Here is a 25,056-nt window from a genome sequence, read left to right as displayed (position 1 = left end):
TCTTCACATCCCAAATCAGTCTATAACATTACGAATTTGCGTCATATGTTGACCTCTTGCCGTATAGTTTAGACCTGTTATTAGTACACCTTTGTTATCGCCAATATGAATCATTTTTTGATTCCCCATGTAAATTGCAACGTGCCTTGGGTTTTCATAGAAAATAAGGTCACCTGGTTGTGCATGATTGATGTCTGGTACTTGTTTACCTTGTCCGACTTGAGCACCTGTCCAATCTCCAAGTTGTACACCTATACTTGTTCTAAAGACATACTGTGTAAATCCTGAGCAATCTGACGTGCCACCTGGTGGATTACGATCCCCTAGTACATATCTCACTTTCCCTTGTCCTAGCCATTTTTTCGCTTCTTCCAATACCTTTTGTCGTTTAGCATTTGTCATTGTAGGAGAACCACCTGATGATAATCCTGGGTCATCATTTTTCTTAAAGAACTTCATTGGATCCGTTGGTTGGTCGTTAATACGAATTTGGAAATCTAAATGGACAGCATAACCTGCCATATTAAGAATCCCAGTATTTTTATCATAGTTAGAGCCACCCATTTCTCCAATGATTTGTCCTTTTGTTACCATGGTTCCTGGTGCAACTGATATTTTACTCAAATGTAAGTAACGGGATACAATACCATTTCCATGCTCTACATAGACTCCTAGACCACCACCGTTTACATTTCCTGTTTGGGCTGTTACAATACCTGCTTCCATCGACCACACTGGGTCTCCAGCTTTTCCGGCGGTCATGGCCCCAATATCTACAGCATTATGCTGCTTTCCACCACGAACCGCATCGAATGTATCTGTAATACGACCTGATTTTGTTGGCCATTTCCAACCTTTATCAGAAATCCATTCTCCATCTCCAGACGCAACACAACCTAAATCCTTGTAAAATTTCAAAACTTTGGATACGTAGGTGTAATCCCCATAGCACGCTCCAACTTTGGTTCGGAAGTTATTTGGATCAGAGCAACCAGCCGGGTTTAAATTTGCCTTACTTCTTGAGAACTCAATAGCTGTTTCCTCTGAATAGCCACCCTTTGCTAAAGCATAGCTAATGAAGCCTGAGCCAAAATTATAGGACTGTAAGGCAAGGGCTATATCTCCATTCGCCTGTCCTAACACATCTTTAAATTCCAATACACCTGCTTCAATAGAAATATTTGGATCTTTAATGCACCCCATACGCGCATTTCCTTTTATACCTATACAAGATGAACTTAAATCTCCATAATGCCCCTCTGATGCTTGCATTGGGTCACTTCCTGCTCCGGCTGACTCCTGCATCATTTGAGCTGCGAGAATACCAACATATTCAGTAACACCATGTTTTTCCGCCATCTCTTTAATTTTAGGAAGATACCCTGTTACCTTTTCATTAAGATTGACAGGCTCCCCGCCAGGACTAACAGAGCCTACACACATACCACCAACAAATCCACCAGTACGTGCAAGGTGTCCATACATACCTTCTAACATTCCTGCTGCTAATATCTCACGTGCACGTTCTTTTTGACTTTCACTGAATTTTGCCAGTTCCATTGCCTTCTCTATCCCGTGAGAGGATGTAGTTACTTTCTTATTCCCACTCGCATTAATCTCATCTATTTTTTTCTTAAAATCTGTATCTCCTAAAATCTTTTTTACATCTGGTCCAGAATGACTCTCAGATTTTGTTTTTTGCATCTCCTTTTTCTTTTTTTCGCAAGGTCCATTTGGTCCTGCCTCGTATACCTCTTTTTCCGTATATTCTTCATATTGGATATCCAAAAAATATGATATAGCATCATGCGGATCTTTACCAGTCAAATCATTATCATATCGCGCCATGTCAAAAGCGACAATCTCTTTCCAATCCACATTCAGGGCCATTGAGACTTCCATATATTTTTTGACTTGTTCCTCTGTTTTACTGTCATCTTTTGTAATCGGTACAAAAGATGCTAAAATGACACACACCACAATAATCAACGACATAATGATAGCCGCGGGTAATCCAATCACGGCTATTACTGACCCTACGATTTTTAACGTCGCCTTTTTTAGCAGTTTGGCAGCAACTTTCGCTGCTGCCCTCCCTGCTTTTCCTGCCAATTTTGCCATCTTCCCGCGAGCTTGCATCCCTTTCTTCTTAATAAAGTGAGAAGCTACATCTTTTAAGGGATTACTTTTTTTCGGTTCATTTGGATCGTTTGGGTTCTGACTCATAGACTTGTCACACCATACTTTCCATGCTCATGATTTCGTCTTTTTCGCTGTGCTAAACGTGGGTTTGGCGCAAATGGAATCAGATTTTGCGGGTCATGTTCTGATAAATTCAGGTGTGTCTCTGCACGTACGATTTCGTCTTGTGTGTGTGTAACCAAGACTTCTTCTCTTGGTTTAATGCTACTATCTTTTACTTCACAATTTCTTTCAATTCTTTGGTTTGTTTGTAGACGTGTATCACCTTTTCCAAATGGAGAAACACGTGAAACCGTACCATCTGTTGTGGTAGCTACCATATAGCTACGATCTCTTTCTACGACCATTTGTACATTCTTATATCCACCCTGATCCAAATCGGACATGTAGAAATTCCCATTGTCTACTTTATGATTCACAGTTAGTGGCGGTTTACTAAATGCTGGTTTCTGTTGTAATGGTCTTGGATTTTGATTTCCTACCAATTGATTTGGATTTACATTAATCGAGCGATTAATACTGATTTTCCCACCACTTTCATCTTGTATATACGCTGGAGAAGCTTTCGTACCATTTCGGTACTGTGTTAACTGCCCATCCGTAATATTTAAATCTTGATATACCATTTGTCCGGAACGAATGCTACTATCTCCACTACCATAACGAGATACAACTTGTGTCATCCCACTGGAATCTTTTGCTTCAATCCATGATTTGTTATTCGTCGTAACTAAACGTACAGCCCCTTTAGCAACAGATTGCGTTCCTGTATGGTCTGTGGTTGTTGGTACCATTCTCTGAATCTCTTGAATTTCTTTTGCTTCTGTTTGAACAGCTTTGTTATAAGGATTATATTTACTTACCATACGTGAAGTTGCTTGGTAAGCACCTGCACCACCAATAACACCTGCGGCGTAACTTAAGCCTTTTGTCACATTGTAATGGCGTTCTGCTGCATCCCCACCTAATGAAGTATTAACAGCAGCATTAGTCCCACTTATCACTCTTTGTACTGCATTCCCTCCGGATTGTTGTACAGCACTCGCGGCACTAAAGTATGCATTTGATACGTTTTCTAATCCCTGTATATGCGCAAGGTGTTTGGCACCTTCCATCATACTTATACCTACCATCTTACTTTGCTGTGTCATACGTCCCACTGCGGAAGTTGGGATAGACATTTTACCAGCACTTTGTGCAATATTTGCTACACTTGTTGATGCATCGGCATAAGAGCGTTCAATTTCCGCAACAGAAAGATCTCCTGCACGTGCGATACTCGCTTGCGTTTGTGTCGCTGCGTATACAGCTTTATTAATCGCGCCACCTGTCGCAACGCCATGTGAACGAACACCTTGAATCGCACTAGTAATTCCAGAACCTACTTGTTGGCTCACCGTTCCAAGAGTTGCATGATTTTGTAGACCTTTCGTTAATTCAGAAGCAAAGGTACCCTTATTAATATACGATTGATTATGTAGACTCTCACCCCTCGTATCTTTTGCCTGTACGGGCATCGCTCCCGCTTGTACTGCCGCTTGCTGAGCGACTGTTTTAAATTCATTTCCTTTTTCATTCAAGTGTGCCTGCCACGCTTCTAATTTTTGCTTTGGATACATAGTTGGAGACAAGTTTTTCATAAAGTTTTCCTTGTTCTCAGCTGCATAGCCTTGTTTAAAGGATTCTGTAGAGGCTTGTACCAGGTTCCCAACATTACTTACTTGTTTCGTTTTCTGGCTTCCTGTTCCACTTGTCAAACCGTGCGTTTTCACACCGTTGACTGCCTTCTGAATGCCTGCTGCACTAGATACACCCATAGCATTTAAGCCAGGATTTTTTTGTAACTGTTGTGATAAATGAGAAGCGAAAGCTTCTTTATTCGCATAGTTTGTACCGTCTTTTTGCTGTACAATACCAGCTGATTCCGCCGCTTGTTGTGCATAATTTTTAAATCCTTGTACTTTTTGATCTAAATGCTTATTCCATGCTGCTTCTTTTTCTTGTTGCGGCATATCTGCAGGGAACTGTTTCATGAATCCAGCCTTATGGTCTGCACTATACGCTTTCTTAAATGCAGCAGTAGAAGCACCGACAAGAGCACCTACTTGTCCCATATTTTGATGGCCACTTTCTAACGTTTCTCCTTTTACACCCTCGACTGCTTTTCCAACTTTCCCTAATGCAAGTCGAGAAGCAAACGCATCTTTATTCACATAGGACTTATCAAACAGATTATTTCCTTGCTTATCCTTCGCATTAACTGGCATGGCACCTGCTTTTGTCGCCGCCTGTTCTGCGTGGTTTCTAAATCCTTGTACTTTTGTGTTCAGATGGTCGTTCCAGTGTTTCTCTTTCTCTTCCGCTGACATATTTTCTGGTAACTGACTCATAAACGTATCTTTATGGTCTGCCTCATACCCCTTTTGGAATGCATTCGTTGCAGCGTTAACTAAATCTCTAGCGTTTCCATATGGAGTAGCGTTCTTCTTCATACCCTGTAAAACTTGTTTACGCTGATTTTTGAAATGAGACATTTGATCACTATTTGTTTTCTCTACTTTTTTAGCAATCTCTGCATCGGAAGCATTAGGGAATGCTTGTTTTAAGCGGCTTGCAACTGCAGAATCAGGATTATCCGCTTTCCAATTTTCAAAATCTTTTGTAGCTAAATCCTGTGCGATATCTTCATCGGTTAGTTCCGGATACGATTCGCCATTTAGATTTGAGTACGTGTCCGCACCCTTCTTTACACTCGAACCAATATGTTTTCCTAAGGCTACAGCCCCTTCGCCGACTGCAGCAACACTTCTACCAGCCACTGCACCAGGAGCACCACCTAATGCACTTCCAACTTGCGAGCCTACTACCATCGCTCCCGGTCCAAAACCAGCTCCCGCTGCCATACCCGCAATTCCTGTCGCTGCTTTACCAATTGAACTTCCAATTTGGCCTGCTTTTAACATACGAGCTGCACGAGATGTTGTACCAACATCTGTCCCTAAGTTCGCTCCTAATGCATCTTTCGGGTTATCAGCATCTTCTTTTGTCTTTTCTTTATCCCCTTTATCATCCGGTTTTACTTTTGAATTACGGTAGTCATCTCGAACACCTTTAACCAGTCCAGCCACACTTGCCAAAGCACCCATCCCCATCATCGTACCCGCTCTATGAATACCACCTGATGCATTGGTGCTAAGGCCAATAAAGCTTTTTACAATCTCACCAACTGGGATAAACATGGCAAGCAATACTAATTTTATAATAGGATTTTGTGCACCCCCAATAAGCGTAATGACTAACCATAAGGTAATTGCGTGAATCGCTTGAATTAATACTGCCCCCATAAACTCACGAATCCAATATAACGTCTGTTGTTTCTTTTGTGGGAACAACCACATTCCTACCATTACAGGGCCTAGTAACATTAATACGTACAGTGTCACCGCACGCATTAAATAATAAAAGTTTGCCCATATCATTAATCCAGCTTCAATAAATAGTCCGAATATGATAAACATATAATCGTTTTCATGACCTTTCATTGAGAGCTCTGTAATTGTCTTATAGTCAGACAGCCCCGACTTTAACAAAGGTATTTGTTGATCCGGGTTGAAATTCCCGTTATTTACTCCATTTATCGCCTCTTTAAATTCCGATGTAATCCAATTGTTTAGATTAAATACAAAATTATAAAAGAAATCTAAATGCCAGAGGCAAATCGAGATAATCATTAAGTCTTTTGCATATTCAATTAATGCCGTCCGATTATTTGGATTTATAGCCGTTGCGGAATATTTTGCTGCTGTAACAACTACACTGACGAGGACACAAAAAGCAACAAATTTAAACATGACAGGCATACCGGTATCTAATACATTGGTAACCGCATTCTTTTCATATAAAAAATCTAGATTAGCATTATCTCCACCAAAGACTAGAACTGGAATAGTATCCATAAATCCATAAATAGGCGCTAGGAGGGTCTTTACCATATGGATAATAAGGCCACCCACCCAATCTATTATTTTCTCAAGCATAATTTCACCTTCCTTTTCAAAGGTACGCTATTATCCTGCGTACCCTTGTCCTTTCTTCATATTATTTAAAAGCTCTTGTAGTACCGCTTCATTCGATTCAATGAACATCATTTCTTTGTCTGATGGATCTGTTTGAATCCAAACCGAACTATCCCCTACACGGAAGATTCCTTCTCCTTTTCCTGGGTTGTTTAGGATAATATCTAATTCCCCAGCAGTTAAGTTAAAGTTCTCTTGGATTTTTTTCTTATCAATCTTATTTTGCTCTAAGAAGAAATAAGAGAAAGTAGATTGCAAGATACCACGTGCTTTCACATTTTCTAAAATACGAACAAAGTCCTGACTCGCCCAACACATACCAGCATTTCTTTTACGTGAACGACGTGCTACTTTTTCTAAGAAGTTAACCGTTTGTTCATAATCAATAAACTGCCACATCTCATCCACATATAATACTTTTCGTTTGATAGCATGTTCTGGACTCTTAATCCAATGCTCCCAAATATAGTTCAAGATAACGTGGAAAGCGATTGGTTTTAAGAATCCTTCTTCTAAATGACTAATATTAAAGTTAACAACACGTGATTCATTTAATTGTGTTTCTACACCACGACCAAAATGACTTTGTCCATCAAATAATGGTTTTGAACCATCACGTAAGAACGGACGAATCGCGGCGATTAACTCTTCTGCCTTCACATCGTCTCCATGATTTTCTACTATAACATCGTAGATTTCTTTTAACTCTGGCTCTGGCTTTCTCACTTGTGACTGAATTAATTGGCCATCCACTTTCTTCACTTCATCTGTATATAAAGATGAAGTGTGGGAAGTAATGCCATGTCTCTCAAACACTTCACGAATTGCATCTTCTAGCATTGTACGCTGGAATACATTTAATCCTGGTTGATCAAAATCTTGTCCTCGAATAATAATGTCCAAGAATCCTAGTATTTCATTGATTTTCTCTAAAATCGGTACAAATCTTACATACTTGACGCCATCACGCTCTACGAGTTCCTTCTTATCGTATTGTTCAAGCGCTTCTAGCTCTTCATCTTTATCTGTAATCTGAAGTTCTGTCACTGCAATTGCACAAGGGTTAATAATGATATTACTTTCTGGTGAAATATTTAAGTTAATACCACCTAGACGTTTTGTAATTTTTACGAATTCTCCCTCTGGATCAATAATCATTGCATGCGTATCTGCAAGTGAAGTTTCACGAGCTAATTTCATTTTTAAAAGTAAACTTTTCCCCGAACCCGAAATCCCGGTCACACCAATGTTATAGTTTGGCGGGCGATAATCTGCATTACCAAATGAATTCAAAAATTCTACTTGCCCAGTAATTTTATTCTTTCCTATTGGTATTCCACCATTAAATCTCCCGGATCCTGATACAAATGGTGCAAACGTACATAACGCACGTCTATCGATATTTCGATAGGTATCTTGCAGCGTATTCGGTGCCCCTAGTGGCATAGTAGCTTTCAAACCACTTTTCACACGGTTCCAAGTACTTGCTATCTTAAAGTGAGATGCTTGCATTTCATCTTCAATATACTCACATAAAACGTCCAATTCTTTCTTTGATTCCGCGTAAGCAACACCCATTGTACTCACCATATAGGAGTCATTTTCATTGAACTGGATTTCATCCATTAAATTGTTTGTATCTTGAATTTTTGCATCTAAGTCTTTTTCTTGGTCAATGTTTCCTCGTGTACGTTGGAAAGAAAGATTGGAACGTAGCATCGTAAGCTGCATATCTAATGATCGCATTGCTTTGGTTTTTGGTTCTTTATGAATATCGATCATTACATCTACTTCCCCAGCTGAAGTTAACATGTTGAGCCAATTGGTTTGCATCATACGCGGGTATCCATCACGTGGAATATAAAACGGACGGAAGAACGTATTACTTCCTAAAGATTGTTTAATTACCCCATAATCTTCTGCATCAATTTTCATTCCTTCTGGAGCAATAACATCAAACACTGTTGTTTGATTTTCTAATTGCGTCGGTACTTCCTCTTCTTCCAACTCTTCCTCCTCTAGCTCCAATTCATCCTTCTCTTCTGCTTCTATTTTTTTCTTTTCCTTTTTCTTTTTTCCGAATAACCTCATGTTTACGCCACCCCGTTATTAGATTTTTCTGCTTTTTCTTCCGCTAGCACTTTCTTCATTAACTCTAGTTTTCTTTCATTTGTTTCCCCTGTTGAATAGAGGGAGAAATTCTCGTTTTCAATTAAGTCCTGGAAACGCGCTTTTACAGCTTTACGACGATTAAACGCTACGTATAAAAGTTCTATTAATTTATCTTTCGTTAACATTTCTACATTAATTTTTGCTTTTGATAGTAGATTTCGAGAAGCGTTATAACGACGATATAATTCGTTAAATGCCTTATCTACAATCTTTTCTTCTAGCTCGTCCTCTGTATCAGCAGTAATCGTACTAATATCAACTTTGTATGGATAAATTAAATAACGCTTTTGTTCATATCGAGGTTGCGAACGTTGCCAGTACTCTAAGTTATCGATAACTTCTTGACCATATAGTACTGTCTCTGGTGTAAGGTCCTTCGCACCTTTCATCGTTTCTGTCATTTTTCGTACAGGATCTGTTAAATCTACAAACTTACTTTGAATATATACTTTTGTATTAAACTCTAATGTGGTTAACCATGATTCAATTTTGATATCAATCGCTTCTTGTTCCATATTGGAGAGCAAGTAATAATTAACTGGATGCGCTTCCGCAATCAAGATAAATGTGTCATCATGATAACGAATCATATGATTGTCAATTTCCTTAATGTCTTCTACAAAAGCGTTAAAGAAATCAACATTATCCTCATCAACTTCTGATGCAGCAGGCATATTCTTTTTATTTTTCTTTCCACTTTTTTCAGCAGTGTGTTTCTCTACTCCGCCTTGCTTTTTCCCCTTTTTCTTAGACCCAAACAGCGGTTTTCCGTTCATTTTCCGATAAAAGAAAAATCCTACAATGGCTATCGCCGCAAAATATATCATTTCCAACATCTATAAATTCTCCTTTGCCCATGTAGTTGGCTCGTACCCTTTTCTCCACTTCCCTCTTTCGGAACGGCTACGCATTCTGATAAGTAAAAATCTATCTAGATACATGTGTTGTTTTTCTTTATAAATAAAAGCAAACGCTATTACACCTACTACCGTTGGTAGTGCTAAAATTAAGCAAATAAAAAACGCTACTACCGCATCAATAAGTGCAAATAGCCGCCATAAAAATGGTACATATAAATAAAGGGATGCCCCGCCACCCAATAGATAAATCAATTGGCGTTTGCTCAGCACACCTAATAGTGTTTTTTGTTCCGAAGTCATATCAACAGGAACTGTTACTTTTCTCATTCTTTTTCCTCCTTTGTATAAGAGAAGCTCTCCCCAAATAGAGGAAAGCTTCTCTTATATTAGATTGTCGTAACCCAAGCAGCGATGTCGTACGCTTTGATCATGACAAAGCCTCCAATTGCTGCGCAAGCTAAACCAATCATAGCTTGTGTACGGTTTTCAGGATTCTTCCCTTGTGCACCAGATAGTTTAATAGCTGCAAATACAACGCAAGCTGCCACCCAAATTCCCCCAAAACCAATTAAGGTTTTCACCAAAGTGTTCATACTTTTTTGAACGGTTTCAGCATTGCCACCACCACCATTACCACCAAGCCCCTTCGAAAAACTACTTTTTGCCAGTAAGAAATCTCCTACTGATGTTGTCATAAGTTTTGCAGACAACCAATTCAACATAATTCCTGCACCTCCGGATGTTTTTGCTCGCAAAACGCAAAAAGACCCCAATACACGCACACGTCCCCTAAGGACATGGCGCATATTGAGGTCTTCTCTTATATGCGAACTGATTAATTTTTATTTTAAAATCTAATTACTTTAATATTATATCTATACGATTTTAAAAATACAAGCCCTAATTTACACTTAAAAAATAGACTTTTCGTGTTCCATTTTTATTTAATTTCTTTGTCCTCTTTGCTTGGATAGTACCCTATCATTTAAATTTGAAAAATATCACTGTTCTTAAGACATAGAACATTCAGTTCTTCTGAATAAAACTCAATATTCCGTCAATACTGTAGTCAACCCATTTCTTAACCATATTCCATGATTGGAGCAGTTTGCTTTTGCTAACTGCTCTTTTATTTGTAAAAGGCATTCATTTAATATTCTGCGTTCCTTTCTATATAAAATAGTCGTTACAAAATGAATCTCGTCACGAGAGCACTTTATTTAGTGCTCTTTTTTACATATGCTTACCAGATAGCATTTTTGTTTTAAATAATAGTTTCAAACCACTTGGACACATTTACCAATTTATTTACCGCTAAATCCATGTTAAAATCACCTGTGAGTACGACATAACTCAGTCTTATGAAGCCCTGCAATATTTTCTGCGAGGCTTCTTTTTTTCAACAAGCCGTTAGTTAATTATGCTGAGTACCTTGATTTATAAAATCACTTTTTTGATACATTTATGAAACATTCATGTGTTATCTTCAGTACGTTCTTTTCTTTTTATAATGTCGTGTGAGATATACCATGACTTGAAGCCCTAGCCCCCTAATCCTAGGGCTTCTTCATTTAAATAAGGATTCTGTTTAAATTCACCTTAATTTCTATCATTATTTCCCGATATATAAATTCTGTTATAGATTAGAGGGAATTCTAAAACAAGAAAAGATATAATTAAAATCACAAAATGGACAACAATCAAAAAGAATAAAAAAACAGGTAATTGTTTGTAATAACAATTACCTGTTTTTTTATCCCTTATATCTATTCTTTATTTATTAAAATTTCATTAACCTCTTCCACACTTAATTCAGTAGCTTCCGATATCTTCTCTATAGGTACACCTACTTTAATTAAATTGTGAATCATCTCTATCTTAGTGGCTGTTCTAGCTTCTTTTGCAGCTTTTTTCGCGGCTTTCTCTTCTGCCGTCTCTATTTCTGATATTCTATCTTTGATTGCCTTCTCTCTAGCCTCATATAAGCGTAAAAAGTCCTTATCACTACTTAAACGCTCCCAATCTTCTATTGCCTTTTTCAAAACTGGATCTTTTTCCATCGCGATTCCCTCCAGGATTGTTGTTAATTTCTCATCTTCATATGCAGGAAATAGTAATAGACAACGTGCTAATATAGCATCCCATGGATCCATTCGATCTTCTTGCCATTCTCGAATTACTTTTGGAATCTCAAGAAAGTGCAATTGCATATTCTCTGAAATTATGTGTTCTGATTTTTTGTTCATGACTACACCGACATTATGAAAGTCTTCTTCTTCTGAAAACAGAATAAAATCCACTATATTAATACAAATGGTTGGTCTTAATTCTGTGTACTTCATTCCCTGAATCATTTGAGAATAATACATGCCAGCCCAGTAGAACAAAGATCGCTCGATCATGTCTTTTTTGTCGCGAACCTGTATCTCTATATTTATTTTTATACCATTATTAAGAGTAGCTCGCAAATCTAAAATAGACAATTTATCATCCTTTTGCTCCCTTGGGAGATGTGGATCATCTAAATACAACGAAATGATTTCCTCATCTAAAGAGGATTGTAATACCGCATTAAGAAAACCAATGAGGATATCTTCATTTCCCTCTACTCCAAACAAGCGCTTGAAAGCAAAATCAACTCGTAAATTTACTAGATTTTTTTTCATAGATGTATTCATATTCTCTTTTACCTATCTTTTTGTTAATTTAAAACCTTTGTAGTAATTGGATATAAAAAAAGATAGAATTATAAACTCTATCTTTTTCAACCTACCTATTTATGAAAATATCAACCTAATTTATGACTATTACAGTCCCTTAAACACAGGTTTAAATCCCGCTTGCATTGTATCATCCAGACCTTTTCCTTGTACTGGGTTCCATGCTGCAATAATTACGTTATAACCCTCTTTCTTTAACTTTGTCGCAAAGTCTATAAGAGCTTTTCTTACTTTCTTATTCTCTACTAAATCAGCATCAAACGCTAAATAGACATTTTCTACCCCCATATCCTTTAATACAGGCATAGTAATTCTCCAAGCATTTACACCAGGAATCGCAAGAACCGTTGTTCCTACTTCAGAAAGTTCCACTTTATTAAACCTCTCTGGAATCAAATCAGCAATCAGATCTGCTTTTATAGCCCCCTCTGTTATCATCACTGATTTAGTTTGATGAAGTGTACCAGAATTCCAATGTTTCAAATGAGAACTCGGTACTGCTACATGCACAGGCAGTGGATTGTCACTACCTCCTGCACCAGTTCCTTGATTTTTGTTTGCTGATGAGATCCATAAATATTTTTGCCCTTTATGAATCTTTATAACAATTCGTTCCTCTTGAGATGGAATTTCTACCTTTTTGCTCACTTCTAGTTCACCTTCAAATATACAATCACCATTCTTAGTTATCTTTACAACATTAGGTTGTTCAATTAATTCTGCTTGAACTCCAGTAGGTGCCGATTTCACATGAACTGAGTTTTTCACTTCATCCACACGAATCTGCCATCCAACGATTTGATTATACTGGTTTCGAAAAGGAATCAACATACCAGGGAATCCTGACATTAAACGAAGAGAAAGCTGACTTTTCTTCATCTCATAAAATCCCGGAATGCCCTGCCAGCAACTTTTTCTCCCAATCTGTTCAAATAGTTTCTCCCAAACGGTCGTATACGTATTATCCTCTTCTAACACAATTTGTTGCTTTAAGAAAGAACGATATTGACGTACTTGTATTTGTTCCTCGCTCATTTTTCTATCTCTTATTAAATGTGCATGGTGATGCACTTGCAATGGTATGAAATCTATTAACTTACGATTAAACACATTTAATTCCTCATTGCTTTTCTTATCATGGATCTGAACTTCATCCACCTCAGGCAATTGATACTTATCTTTTCCATTTATGTAGTGAATGTAGCTTGGATTGCCCGTGTTTTTTCCATAGATCCATTTACTTTCTACACGCGTACACGCTACCTTCTCTTGCGAAACATGCAGCATGCAATTGCCTGTATCATGACAAATTGGACACGGAACACGATAAAACTCCCACCAGCTACCTCTTGGATAAGCACTTGTTAAACGGAACTGTCCTTTTTGAATGTTATAATGCATAATCCCCCACCCCTTATATATTGTTTATTATGTATAGAACAACTACCTCCATTAAACTCCTTATACTTCTATTTAGATGCTTTCTTTGTTCTCCTAACAGATATCTACAAAAGAATATATATCACAAACTAAATAATCATTTTTATGTTCTTGTTCTAGCAAAGCGGATGCTATATATACTTCAAATGCTCTAGCAAATATCTCGTGATTTGTAGACTAATATTTTTTGATTCTCTTTTTATCTAATTTGATTTTTGTATCAAAGTATAGATACCTCAAAACTAGTATTCATTTTATATCTGCCTAAATAATAATTTTTGCCTCATGTAATAATGGGTTTTACCAGTCAAACAGACTTTAAAACAACACAAAAAGGGATTCTTCAAGTCGATTAAAAATGTGCACAGCTAATTAAATAAGCTTTATATACACTAATCGGCTCAAAGAAGCCCTTTCAGAATTGAAGCAAGACGTAAATTGCTTCTACAACTCAACCACAACGCATAAGGTGTGGGAATAAACGGAATCAAATAAACAATAAATATAGTTCCATGTTAATAAATTCATACAAAAATTTCAACAACTTTATGTTTCCTTAATCCACTCCTTTCTACCTTTCAGTGAATATTTTTGTACAACCATATGTTTCTACCGTTTCAAATTGCAATCCTAGATCTTGCTCTCTTATAATAGCTCATGCATATCCCACCAATCCCATTAATTGTCCCCTTAACACTATCTAAAAGAACTTTTCTCTTTCTGTGTGTTCATTTGTTTAAATAGGTTAATCTATTAATTCTATTAAATTCATTAATTCAACTATTACATATTAATGTTTCATTCATATACTATATTATATTGCTAGAAAGGAGGCGTAACCATGGATAGTTGCGTTTTGTTTGTAAATGGACAGCCTTTTTTAGTTCTTTCAGTCGCTGGTATCGAAATTGCTAGATTAGAGATTTCCCTCCAAGTAGCATTAGCTTTAAGAGTGCTCGGAATACCAATCTGCGATTAATTAACGTACCGCTAAAGAAGAGGGCATTAGCTCTCTTTTTTTATTTTCCCCTTATCTTTCTTTTCTTAACAATAAACAAGACGCCACCCAGATCACGGCAGCGCCTACAATAATTGCAATAAACTTAATCAAACTTATTTATCCTCACACTATTTATTTTTTTGCTTCCATACCCCATTCTCTTTATAATAAGTATTCTTGCCATCCATAAAGTCAGCTGTTTTACCAGGAATGCTATATTTCTTATTCTTTTTCTTAGCCTTCTTCTTCAGCCTTTTCTCTTCTTGAATAGCTTGCAAATCCGCCTTCCATTGTTTCAACAAATCCTTTTCACGTCGCATAGAATTTGTACCTCTTGGATTAAAATGTGAACCATATAACTAGATTCTACCTATTTATACAGATATTCTCTAGTCCGAATATTCATTTTGTTCAAATTCAAGTTAAACTTTTACCAATTTGTGGTTATCCTTCTAAATAGACCAATAATATATTAAAATTCCTTATATACCCTTAGGAGGTCTAAAATGCTCAACTTTCGTGCAATACTACTTATCTTAGGATTCTTTTTGCTTTTATATGGATTCATCGCTCTAGCGTTATTCTTTACGGCGTAATAGCAATTCAAAAAATGTGCCCATCTTATTCAACAAAAAAGAGCATCCACGTCAGTAGATGCTAGAATATGTTAAGGGAAATTCCCCAATGAGCATTGAATAGGATATAAGCGGTTAGCTTGTCCTACACTATACTATATGATTTCTATATTAAAATGGTTCATCAAAAAGGCACCTTATACAGGTACCCTTTCATGAATGCAGGGGTAACACTAAAACGCTACAATACACTAGAAGAGATGATTGTTTGGTTATATCATTTCTATGCCCCCCTAATATTTAATGTGTGATTTCTACATAACAAAGAAAAAGGCATCCGTATTGGATGCTTAATGTATACTAATATTAATATTGAATAACTTCATTGATAGGCTTTCTAGAACAATAAATATACTAGCTGAAACTGATCTATATCCGATATTCTTTCCTGTAACATTAATAGTAATCTCCTCTAAATGGGTTTTCACATCATCTTTTTCAAAAATTTTGTCTTCAACCTTTTCAACTATTGCTACATTATCGACTTCTTTAAAAGTTTTCAGTAATTTTGCTTCTAATAAAATAAAATCAAAATTTTCATCTTTAACCACATTAAATTTAATTTTCATTTTTCTTTCCCCATTTTTAACTAGTTAATATATTAACATCGATATAATTATATATATTTGTATTAAATAATTCAAAAAATATGTTTTATTAACTTACTCATTGTTTTCCTATCTAATAGAGAGAGAGAGAGAGAAAAATAAAAACAATCAGAAAAACTTCTTCTTCCAAGGTCACTCGCAACCTTCTCCAAACCACCGCATCATGTAATTTTTCAGCTCATATTAGCTACGCGCTTTACGTTCGGTACTTGGGAAAAGACTAAGAATCTTCTCGTTTATATTCTGTAGAGTCGGTCAATACTTCAGCTGGCCGATCTTGTGCTGACCAATCACGTTTGCATAATGTTTAATTTATATCCAAGAGGTATATCTTTCTTCCGATGCCTTATTTGAAGCAATACACATGGAGAACTGAGGGAGCTTTGTCTATATTAGCTCAAACAAAGAGCGAAACCCCTTGCCCAACGAAAAATGTGAGTAATTCATTAAAAGTGTAAATCACATCGTCCAAATTGATGAAGTGAAGCCTATTTTAATATTTGTTTATTATCCAGAAACGCGTAACCATTCAATCATGAACGACCACCCCATTCCATTTCCAGAAACAAATGACAAAGAATAATAGAATTGTATTCACTTAAAAGGATTATTTCATTAAGTTTCTATAAAACAGTAATTAATATATAATTAAATTATTCAAATATTAGGTGGTGATGCAAATGATTGAAACAATCCGAATTGCTCTTTTCACTCTTGTAGGAATAAGTGCCATATTTTCTGTAATCAAAGAATTTCAAAAACCAGAAAAAAAAGTTTTGGATTACATTCGAAACTTTGATTCTGATCGGGGCAGCCTGGATGTTAATAGGACTTCTCGTGTAACCTACATAATTAGTACACTCCCTTGAATAAAACTTAATATTACGTCAATACTATATATGACATTAGATTTTCTCCTTGTTCCCCCTTGGAGAACTGAGCAGTTAGCATCTGCTAGCTGTTCTTTTTTGATTCATCGTCACATTATGATGAAATGGTCATATATTATCTCGAAGCAAAAAACCCTAATTTATTTTTTAACTTCTCACTTTTCCCTTAAAGAGCTCTTTTTAAAGGTGCTCTTTTAAGGTTCACTGGAATAAATTTAAATATTTTGTCAATAATATAGATAGGTGATGACCATAACTCATTTAATAAAGTCCCTAACCTTTCTCCTTTCCCCCTTGGAGAACCAGCCGAGCAGTTAGTTTTTTAGCTGCTCTTTTATTTATGAAAAAAGATAAAATCCTTTATAATGATTCTTCTTTATTTCTCAATATAAAGCTCTTTGGATTTTTGTTAACAATCTTGTAGTGTATGAACAAAGAGTAAGGCAAGAGTTACTCTTTGCCATTTTAGGAAAGGTCCTGTTGTAGACAACGGGGCCTTTTTACATATATAGATAGTTTTTTAAAATTTTTCACCATTAACCACAAAAATATCTTATAATCGTTATATAATAAATTAATTAACGGATTAGGAGTAGATCAAATGCCAGTTACACTAGAACTTATTCTTTTCATTCTTCTAGCAATTAGTGCTGTTGGCTATTTAGTAAAAGAATTTCAAAAAACTAGGAAAAGAACACTTGGAATTTCACTAGAATTCTTGGTCCTTTTCTGGTCAATATGGAGAATTTCGACTATCATAATCTGATTTGTAAAACATGAATTCCTTCGAATAATAATCAATATTATGTCCATAATGTTGATAGGCTTGTATGCCAAAGTCCATTTAGTTTTCTCTGTATCTCCTTGTATTGAGCAGTTAGTTTTTGCTAGCTGCTCTTTTATTTATGAAAAAAGATAAATTTTTTATAATGATACTTCTTTATTTCTCGATATAAAGAATCTTATAGTATATAAATAAAGGGAAAGGTGAGAGTTATTCTTTGCCGTTTTAGGAAAGGTTCTGTTGGAAACAGCAAAACCTTTTTTCGTGATTTAAAGGTACTAAGGCAAAATGAAATTTTTACCATAAAGATAATTATTAAATATTTTACGCCCATACATTATAATGGAATAGTTATTGTATATTGGCATTAAGAGGAGTGACCTGATTAAGGGCTTCTCTTTTTTTATAAAATAGCATTATTGCAATCTCCCTCTGTATATCTTCTTGATCTGCGCTTCAGTGAATCCCTCGTACACAGCAAATACTTCTGGGAACTGACTCAAACACATTTCAATAATTATGTCATCTATAATTCTAATAAAGAACTACTTAACTTTACGCATGTAATCGTTTTGTAGGTAATAATTCCTAATCTTGCAATGGCGAGCATTTGCTTTTAAGACTTCATACAGCTTAATTTTTGTTTCATCTATATCAAATATTGATAACTGCCCTTCGATCTCAACCTGTTCAATCATTTTCCCATTCCCCTTTCAAATCAAATGACATTTTATTAGGCCTACTACGCCAATCATGTATACACAACCATATATCAAGATGTTAAAATATTATTGCGATTCTAATATAGTGTCATTTACGACTTTTTCTTTGTTCATGGGGCTCTTACGTAGTAGTAAGAGCCATTTTTTATATAAATAACCTATCAATTCATTGATTCGTATATACAGTTGTGAAATTATTAGTTAAGTGTTAAAATTCCTTATATGCTCCTTAGGGAGTTATCATGTAAATAACAAGAGTTTAAAAATTCTCGAATCTTAGCCCCTTAGAGCGCCCTCTAAGGGGCTACAACAATTAAAATAATGTTTTTATTTATGAGACATTCATGTGTTATCTTCAATACGTTTTTTCTTTTTTTTATGTCGTGTGAGAGATATATACCAATCCTAAAAGCCCTAACCCCTTATCCTAGTTCTTCTTCATTTCAATAATAGTTTTATACATTTTTATTCTTTTCAAAAACTATATATTATTTATACTTAATATTAAAATTATGTTATAATATTTTTGTGAAACATCACGTGTTTCAAATACAACATTTTTTGATAGCCTCTTATCTTTCCGTAAGAGGTCCTTTTTTCAAATAAAGCTTTTGTTTAATTTATATTATAAAAATTCATTTTCATAAGAGCTTCCCTTACATGCTATACTCATTCATAAATAATTGTATAAGGAATGTTAAAAATGAATGATAGATCGTCAAGACAATGGAAAATGAGACAAAAGTTAAGGGAACTGAAAACCAAAAACAGAAATGATACAAACCCTTTGTTTAATGAATGCCTTGAATCCCTAGGAAACGAAACTCTCATTTTCTCTCAGAAAAAAAGCCAACAGATTGCTACTACTTTAATAGATTTATTTCCTATAACGGTCTCTGGAAGAATTGATTGGGAACAGATAGACAATCAATTCATAGCTTTGAACAAAAAACAACTAATTTCCCTTATTAGAGCAAACCAACTTGATTTTGATGAACAGATTTTTATAATATGGGATAATTTTAAAATCCCTGTAGTAAGTACAAATCTTGATAAAGTATTCCAATCACTAGTTGACGTAGAGGCAGTCAGTTTTTATTACTGGCTATTAGATAAAGAATATAGATTCGTAATTGAAATAAACGATGAAGAATTGATTAGGGTTGGGTTTCGCTAATACCCTAAGCATATTTCCTTAGTCTACAGTTCTACAAAATTCAAACTTTGTTTTAATCAAATACTTCAATCAGTTGTAAAAGTTACGTAAAGATTGTTATAGTTCAATCTTCCTACCCCAGGAACCTGTCTATTTGGCGGGGTATTCTATTCGATTCCTGAATTTACGACATGCAAGAGCTTGTCCTATTAATACTATAAAGACGCTATTAATAACATAATCCCTTATGAATTCTTTGGATTATCAACCTTTTTCATAATTTTTATCTTAGTTTTTTATATTCATAATTCTGTAGCATCCTTATATAATGTTTAAATGAATCATATGTTAAACTTATAATATTCCAAAAATCACTTTACTTTTAGAATCGACAATTCTTCAATACCCTTAGTCTTACCCTTAGTCTTGCCCTGTATCCCCTGCAGGGTTTTTATCATTTGGCCGCCAGGGGGATATACTTTTTATCTGCTTCCTCAACCTTATCTGCGCTGTTATGTATCCCTCTAGCTCTCAAATCCTTTATGATCCACAAGATTTTCTTTCGTTTGTATTCATCTCGCCGTCGTTTTCTAATAATGTTACAAATTATTTTTGAGACAGTATTTTATTACAGCTAGTAAAACCGTTAGGATATTTCATATTTTCAAATATAAAACGTAACAAAAACGGACGTTTATGTTACAAATATCAACGAAAAACAAAGTTTAGTAAAAAATGTATTGATATAACCTAATTTCACACATATCTCGGCGAAAAAAATAACAGAAATTTTATAAATATATAACAAAAAGAGTCTTGATTGATACGGACTCTTTTTTGAGTTTTTACAAAAGTAAACTTTTAAACACATAATTACATTTCTATTATTTATTTTACCACCTGAACAGATACTGGTTTCCATCCCTGATTCTCTACCCAATCAATATCAACCTTATATTTTTTATTACTTTGCTTATCTCGTACATTACCGTAGGCTTTATTATTACCATTATTCCCAATAAAATCGAAAATCAATTGGCTCTCTGGAACATCAACAGCATAAGAAATTGCTTTTTTCATCTCACTCCAATCTACTGTTCCTTCTTTAAATTTCATTTCAGGTTTTGCTCCTTGCTCTGTACCAATTGGCTTCCAAGAAGAATTAGTTTGAGAACCTTTTTCTTGAGATACCGTTTTTTCTCCCTCTTTATTTTCATTTTCGTTTTCATTCGTTTTTACCGATTTTTCTGCTTTTAGTTTCCCTTCTAACTGTGCTGCTTCTTTATCTTCACTTTTCTTCTCTTCTATCTTTGTTGCTTCTTTATCTTCATTCTTCTCCTCTTCTATATTTGATGTTTCTTTATCTTCATTTTTCTTCTCTTCTATCTTTGATGTTTCTTTATCTTCACTTTTCTTCTCTTCTATCTTTGATGTTTCTTTATCTTCACTTTTCTTCTCTTCTATCTTTGTTGCTTTCTTTTCTTGAGCAATTGCTTTCTTTGATGCATCAGAAGGGGTAAACAACTGGTATGTCACTATACCAACTGTCACTAATATCAAAGTAAATGCAATATTAAAAATCGCCTTTTGACGACGATTCTGTTGTTTTTCTTGAAACCTGCTTGCTTGTCCCATTCTTTAAACCTCCGTGTTTATTTTCTTCTCTACTCTTTATGTATTATCCCTATAATTCTTAATATTTTTATTAAATAATAGAAATGAACTACACTTTCCATACAGGATTTCATATCATAATAAAATTTGTTTTTTTCAAGCATCTGACATATGTTATTCAAAATAGTTTAATACATTAAAAATTGATAAGCTTCGGCACTTAAGAAACCTTTAATTTTATTCAAAGGTGATTCCAATTACGTCCATATTAGATCCTCTGTAGAAAGCTTTTTAACAATTAAACCTCTTCTTCCCTTATTTATAATTTTTAAATTAAATTTCCCTCTATGGTATAATAAAGATGTTTCGTTTTCTAATGGGGTATGTCGTAAAATCAAAAGGGATTTTATCTCTTTTGCCTTCTTTTCAGAGTAACTTTCACCACTAGGAAATTCTATTATTCCTAATGTAATCTTTAATTCGCTATCATCATAAAGCCACTCCTTATTAAGTTCCCTTATCTTTTGTATAAAGCTTCTTTTGGTTTTTCCTATATAGAGCAATGTTATATTCTTAGCATCTACTCTAGAGATTGTAAATATTCCCTTTTTAGAAGCTTCTTCTCTATTATAAAAATCATTTATACTATACAATCCATACCATTTAATATGTACTGTTTCTATGAATCTCACCTCGTTTTTAGAAAATATTATAATTTCTGAATGTTCAAATTATTATAGGTACATAGTCTTGATTACTTGAATTATAAATTGTGCTTTTCAATAATACATTTTATTATTATTAATTTCAATATATAGTTTAATTACAAATCTATATAAAAAACAAAGTGATGTCGTACCTAATATTTTATTTTTCACGATATTAAACTATCGTGAAAAAAGATAGAGCGTTATGGAATAAAATGTAATGTGTATGTACGTACATTTTTTTAAAAAGAAGTTTTGTAGTTAGCAACTGAATTACAAAAAATATAGATTTTTGGAAACTAAATTGTTAAAAAAGACTACATAGTTTAGTAGCCCTTTTTAAATCCAGAACTCTGTATGATTGATGTGTTTACCTGTTAACCACCGTAATGCATTAATAAGCTTGTTTGGATTTTTAAATGAACAAAAAATATTTCTTACAAATAATGTAACAACTATTTAAGTACAGCCTCAGTTTTAGGACTCCTGATCGGTATTTTTGTTAGTGGTATTATTATATTTTAAGATATGATTCCACATTAAATGGGATTGTAGCAGGAGCAATGGGAGGATTAATGGCATAATGATTGGTATTATGATATCTCAATCCGAATTGTATATCATTGTAATACTATTAATGATATTGTTTACAGCCACTTTGGTTACCATGAGTCGATGAATTCGAAGTCAACCTGTAAGAATCTACTTCCTTATTTTTAGGCGTCTTCACTACAATCATTCTCTTGTTAATCGTATTTCTCAATTGCCACTGTGCATCAGCTTGATACAATTATATTAGATGGGGTCCAATACATATTATTAAAATTAAGATGGTTCAATTCGGAGGAAGGATACTCAATGAGTGTCTTTTCTTTATTTCTCAATACAAGAACTTAAAAATAAACTATTATTTAAATGCAAAATTCCTTTTATGCAATGACATAATAATACCCAACAAAAAAACCACCTATTTCCGTTGGTGATTCTTTTCTTTATTACACAATACCCAATTATACTCTCTTTTTTATAAACCTTATGCAATTATACATATTCGTGAAAATTACACCAAATAAATATTACATATAGTAAAATAAAAAATGTGGATACATTCTATAAAACAGATTCTTTTGATAGGCGTAACATATCAATTATTATAGAAGGTGTGGCGTCACTCTAATACTGATTTCAAATCTCTTGTATTTTGTAAACTAACAATCTGGTGTATATAGACGATTCTGTTTTATAGGATGTGTTTATACGTATAACAAAGTGATAATACGGATAAGTTTATACTAAATGAATGTGGTTCAATTCGGAGGAAGGCACCTTAGGGTGTCTTTTCAATGAAAAACATCTACAAAAAAAAACGGTCTAAATCTAGACCATTTTTATCTTATAATTACTTAAATTCAAATGTAATTCCGTTATATTTTTTCTCGATCTGCATCATCTGCTATCAGCCAAATTAATTGTTCCTTATGACCTTTAGCCAGTAACCATTTCAAGTTCTTTTAAACTATTACATATGTTTGTACCATGCTTTGTTAATTCGTTTAAACTCCATAGGTTTTGAAGTTTTAGACTTTTCCCTTAGTGAACTCAAATTATTAGAACATCCTACAATATTTAGACAGAATGTAGCCAATAAACAAAATATTATTAAATTCTTCAAATAGCCACTTCTAACTCTCTTTCGTATAAAATAAACGCCTTCGAAATTATTCATATGAAAATCAAAAGAAACTTTAAATCAAAATAATTTTATATTAGATTAGATGGTAGAAAATATTCTTATACTCATAAATTGTTACATTTGAGCCTGCCAGTGGTACAAAAAGACGCTATCATCTATTAAATAAAATTCAACTTTGTGTAAAGGTCAATACAATCCTCTATTTTTTCAATTGATAGCCTGCACCATTTTTTTCCATACTCCTATTTTACAACTTTATAACTCTTCTCTCTATTGATTAATTCGTTAGAGAATGCAAAAGACATCTAATGCACCTCATAAACTATTCCCTCTTCATCTCCTAAAATATTTCATTCTAGTAAAAATATATTTTTCAGCTTTAATTGTTCCGTTAATTTTTTCCGCTTCGATAAAATGACTATTTAACTTCTGTAGCAAACAACCTACGTAATTAATCCATTCAATAAAGGATATGCCAATACAAACAGTATATTAATAAGTTTCCCTACAATAACTGAACTACTTAGTTTTTTCTTCTGTCTTTTTATTTACCTTAAAGTAATCCATTCATAGCTTGCCCACTCTTTTGGTTTCTTATCGTACTTGATACGACCAGTCGTACCGAATGAAGCAATCATCCATTGTATAAGGTTCATCTTTGCATACGGATCAATACAATCCTCTATTTTTTTCAAATGATAACCTGTACTATTTTTCTGCCAAATTGTATATAAACGAAGATGTGTTGTTGTAACAAGCCTAGCCTTTGTTGTAACTTGCCACTTTGAAATTTTTGTTAAATCTTCTTTTACTTTTCTTTCATACTCTTGTTTTACTACTTTATAACCCTTCTCCTTATTGATTAGTCCATTTGAGAATGCAAAAGGCATTTGATGCACCTCATAGACGGTTTCCTCTTCATCTCCTAAAATATCTGATTCTACCAGGAATATATTTTTTAGTTTTAACTGTTCTGTTAATTCTTTTCCATTCCGATAAAATGATTTTTTTATCTTCTGTAGTAAGATAACCTGCACAATTAATCCAAATAATAAAGGATATGCTAATACCAATAACATATTAATAAACATGTTTAGAATGAGAACTCCTATAAGCACAAATATTGTAAAGTAAATATATTTTTCTCTTTGATGAATGATTCTACTGTTCAAGCCAAGATACCTCCGTTGTGATATATAGTAAACGCAACATAAACTAGTGCTCCTAATAAAATAGAACAAGCACCTGGAAAGCTCTGTATCAGCTGTATTTCTTTCCTAGGTAGTTTTGCACCAAACATAGAAGCAGCATGCTCTAATTGGTCTTTAATTGCTCCTATAAACCCTAAAATCTTAATTAATCGATACATACTAGCAATCCAAAAGAATAGTAAATGGAACGCTGTTAGTGTAATTGCAGTAAACACAGCCGATTCTTCTACTACATTGCTAACATATAAAGCTACCACCACAAGCATTTTCGTATCACCAGGTGAAGAAAATTTAAAGGTCTCTAACAATAGACCACATGCTAAGGCCATGCCTAGTACAATCGCAATCTCTTTCCCTGTTCTTATTCCAGCAAAATACGTGATTCCTATCCCAAAAATTAAGAATAGTAGATGCCATACATTCTTCGTTTTTCTATATTTCAAATCAGTAAATACATTTAGGATCATGTAACTTAGTAGTAACCCCATAATATATAAAAACACTCTCTTCTCTCCTTTTCTGAATCCAAATACAATATGTTTTCTAAAAAAGGGAACTACTTCTAG

Annotated in this window: 17 protein-coding genes and 2 pseudogenes; 3 read left to right on the top strand and 16 right to left on the bottom strand. The window is 34.4% G+C overall.

Annotated features, from left to right (window positions below; all coding sequences use genetic code 11):
* Window positions 1–15: 15 nt before the first annotated feature.
* The 9 genes and pseudogenes from FS802_RS17545 to FS802_RS31890 form a co-directional block, all read right to left on the bottom strand.
* Entirely contained in the window at window positions 16–2,226 is a 2,211-nt protein-coding gene (locus FS802_RS17545; RefSeq protein WP_144525276.1) for a lysozyme family protein, read from the bottom strand.
* Complete coding sequence (locus FS802_RS17540) at window positions 2,223–6,239, bottom strand: type IV secretion system protein (RefSeq protein ID WP_144525274.1); 4,017 nt, start codon at window positions 6,237–6,239, stop codon at window positions 2,223–2,225. The genes FS802_RS17545 and FS802_RS17540 overlap by 4 nt, the downstream gene beginning before the upstream one ends.
* Before the next feature lie 30 nt (window positions 6,240–6,269).
* Window positions 6,270–8,369 carry a VirB4 family type IV secretion system protein gene (locus FS802_RS17535; RefSeq protein WP_144525272.1) on the bottom strand — a complete coding sequence of 700 codons (2,100 nt, stop codon included), beginning with the start codon at window positions 8,367–8,369 and terminating at the stop codon, window positions 6,270–6,272.
* Between the two features lie 2 nt (window positions 8,370–8,371).
* Entirely contained in the window at window positions 8,372–9,286 is a 915-nt protein-coding gene (locus FS802_RS17530; protein WP_098708040.1) for a hypothetical protein, read from the bottom strand.
* Window positions 9,287–9,637, bottom strand: a complete 351-nt coding sequence (locus FS802_RS17525) for a PrgI family protein (RefSeq protein WP_098655068.1) — start codon at window positions 9,635–9,637, stop codon at window positions 9,287–9,289.
* 59 nt (window positions 9,638–9,696) lie between these two features.
* Window positions 9,697–10,116 carry a hypothetical protein gene (locus tag FS802_RS17520; protein WP_048563135.1) on the bottom strand — a complete coding sequence of 140 codons (420 nt, stop codon included), beginning with the start codon at window positions 10,114–10,116 and terminating at the stop codon, window positions 9,697–9,699.
* A gap of 960 nt (window positions 10,117–11,076) precedes the next feature.
* Window positions 11,077–11,988 (bottom strand): Rpn family recombination-promoting nuclease/putative transposase, encoded by a 912-nt coding sequence (locus FS802_RS17515; protein ID WP_098822961.1) that lies wholly within the window; start codon window positions 11,986–11,988, stop codon window positions 11,077–11,079.
* 129 nt (window positions 11,989–12,117) lie between these two features.
* Window positions 12,118–13,431: a DUF3854 domain-containing protein gene (locus FS802_RS17510; RefSeq protein ID WP_098654902.1), complete on the bottom strand. Its 1,314-nt coding sequence runs from the start codon at window positions 13,429–13,431 to the stop codon at window positions 12,118–12,120.
* Between the two features lie 13 nt (window positions 13,432–13,444).
* Window positions 13,445–13,701, bottom strand: a pseudogene (locus FS802_RS31890) (LPD1 domain-containing protein); the annotation flags it as partial.
* Between the two features lie 610 nt (window positions 13,702–14,311).
* Between FS802_RS31890 and FS802_RS17500 the strand changes: the two are divergent.
* The gene (locus FS802_RS17500) at window positions 14,312–14,449 is read left to right on the top strand and encodes a DUF3956 domain-containing protein (RefSeq protein WP_080377444.1); all 138 of its coding nucleotides are present in this window, start codon (window positions 14,312–14,314) and stop codon (window positions 14,447–14,449) included.
* Between the two features lie 149 nt (window positions 14,450–14,598).
* On the opposite strand, the gene FS802_RS17495 is transcribed toward FS802_RS17500, so the two are convergent.
* Both FS802_RS17495 and FS802_RS17490 read right to left on the bottom strand, forming a co-directional pair.
* The gene (locus tag FS802_RS17495) at window positions 14,599–14,790 is read right to left on the bottom strand and encodes a hypothetical protein (RefSeq protein ID WP_048563546.1); all 192 of its coding nucleotides are present in this window, start codon (window positions 14,788–14,790) and stop codon (window positions 14,599–14,601) included.
* Between the two features lie 605 nt (window positions 14,791–15,395).
* Window positions 15,396–15,674 (bottom strand): hypothetical protein, encoded by a 279-nt coding sequence (locus tag FS802_RS17490; RefSeq protein ID WP_016135680.1) that lies wholly within the window; start codon window positions 15,672–15,674, stop codon window positions 15,396–15,398.
* A gap of 719 nt (window positions 15,675–16,393) precedes the next feature.
* Between FS802_RS17490 and FS802_RS31165 the strand changes: the two genes are divergently transcribed.
* Complete coding sequence (locus FS802_RS31165) at window positions 16,394–16,582, top strand: hypothetical protein (protein ID WP_186367227.1); 189 nt, start codon at window positions 16,394–16,396, stop codon at window positions 16,580–16,582.
* Window positions 16,583–17,803: 1,221 nt separating this feature from the next.
* On the opposite strand, the pseudogene FS802_RS31630 reads toward FS802_RS31165, so the two are convergent.
* Window positions 17,804–18,085: pseudogene (locus FS802_RS31630) on the bottom strand (hypothetical protein).
* 727 nt (window positions 18,086–18,812) lie between these two features.
* Between FS802_RS31630 and FS802_RS17480 the strand changes: the two are divergent.
* Window positions 18,813–19,286, top strand: a complete 474-nt coding sequence (locus FS802_RS17480; protein ID WP_144525270.1) for a CDI toxin immunity protein — start codon at window positions 18,813–18,815, stop codon at window positions 19,284–19,286.
* 867 nt (window positions 19,287–20,153) lie between these two features.
* On the opposite strand, the gene FS802_RS17470 is transcribed toward FS802_RS17480, so the two are convergent.
* The 4 genes from FS802_RS17470 to FS802_RS17450 all read right to left on the bottom strand — a co-directional run bounded on the left by FS802_RS17470 (window position 20,154) and on the right by FS802_RS17450 (window position 24,993).
* Complete coding sequence (locus FS802_RS17470) at window positions 20,154–20,900, bottom strand: YrrS family protein (RefSeq protein WP_144525268.1); 747 nt, start codon at window positions 20,898–20,900, stop codon at window positions 20,154–20,156.
* A gap of 236 nt (window positions 20,901–21,136) precedes the next feature.
* The gene (locus tag FS802_RS17465) at window positions 21,137–21,571 is read right to left on the bottom strand and encodes a sodium:proton symporter (RefSeq protein WP_098654898.1); all 435 of its coding nucleotides are present in this window, start codon (window positions 21,569–21,571) and stop codon (window positions 21,137–21,139) included.
* Window positions 21,572–23,827: 2,256 nt separating this feature from the next.
* Window positions 23,828–24,451, bottom strand: coding sequence for a hypothetical protein (locus FS802_RS17455; protein WP_098654897.1), 624 nt, complete (start codon window positions 24,449–24,451; stop codon window positions 23,828–23,830).
* Complete coding sequence (locus FS802_RS17450; RefSeq protein WP_098707770.1) at window positions 24,448–24,993, bottom strand: hypothetical protein; 546 nt, start codon at window positions 24,991–24,993, stop codon at window positions 24,448–24,450. Before FS802_RS17450 ends, FS802_RS17455 begins: the two co-directional genes overlap by 4 nt.
* Window positions 24,994–25,056: the final 63 nt, after the last annotated feature.

The organism is Bacillus sp. DE0042, from assembly GCF_007680225.1.
In the GTDB taxonomy this organism is placed as follows: Bacteria; Bacillota; Bacilli; order Bacillales; family Bacillaceae_G; genus Bacillus_A; species Bacillus_A wiedmannii.
Note: the sequence above shows the minus strand (reverse complement) of the source record. Positions and strands in the feature narration are given on the sequence as shown.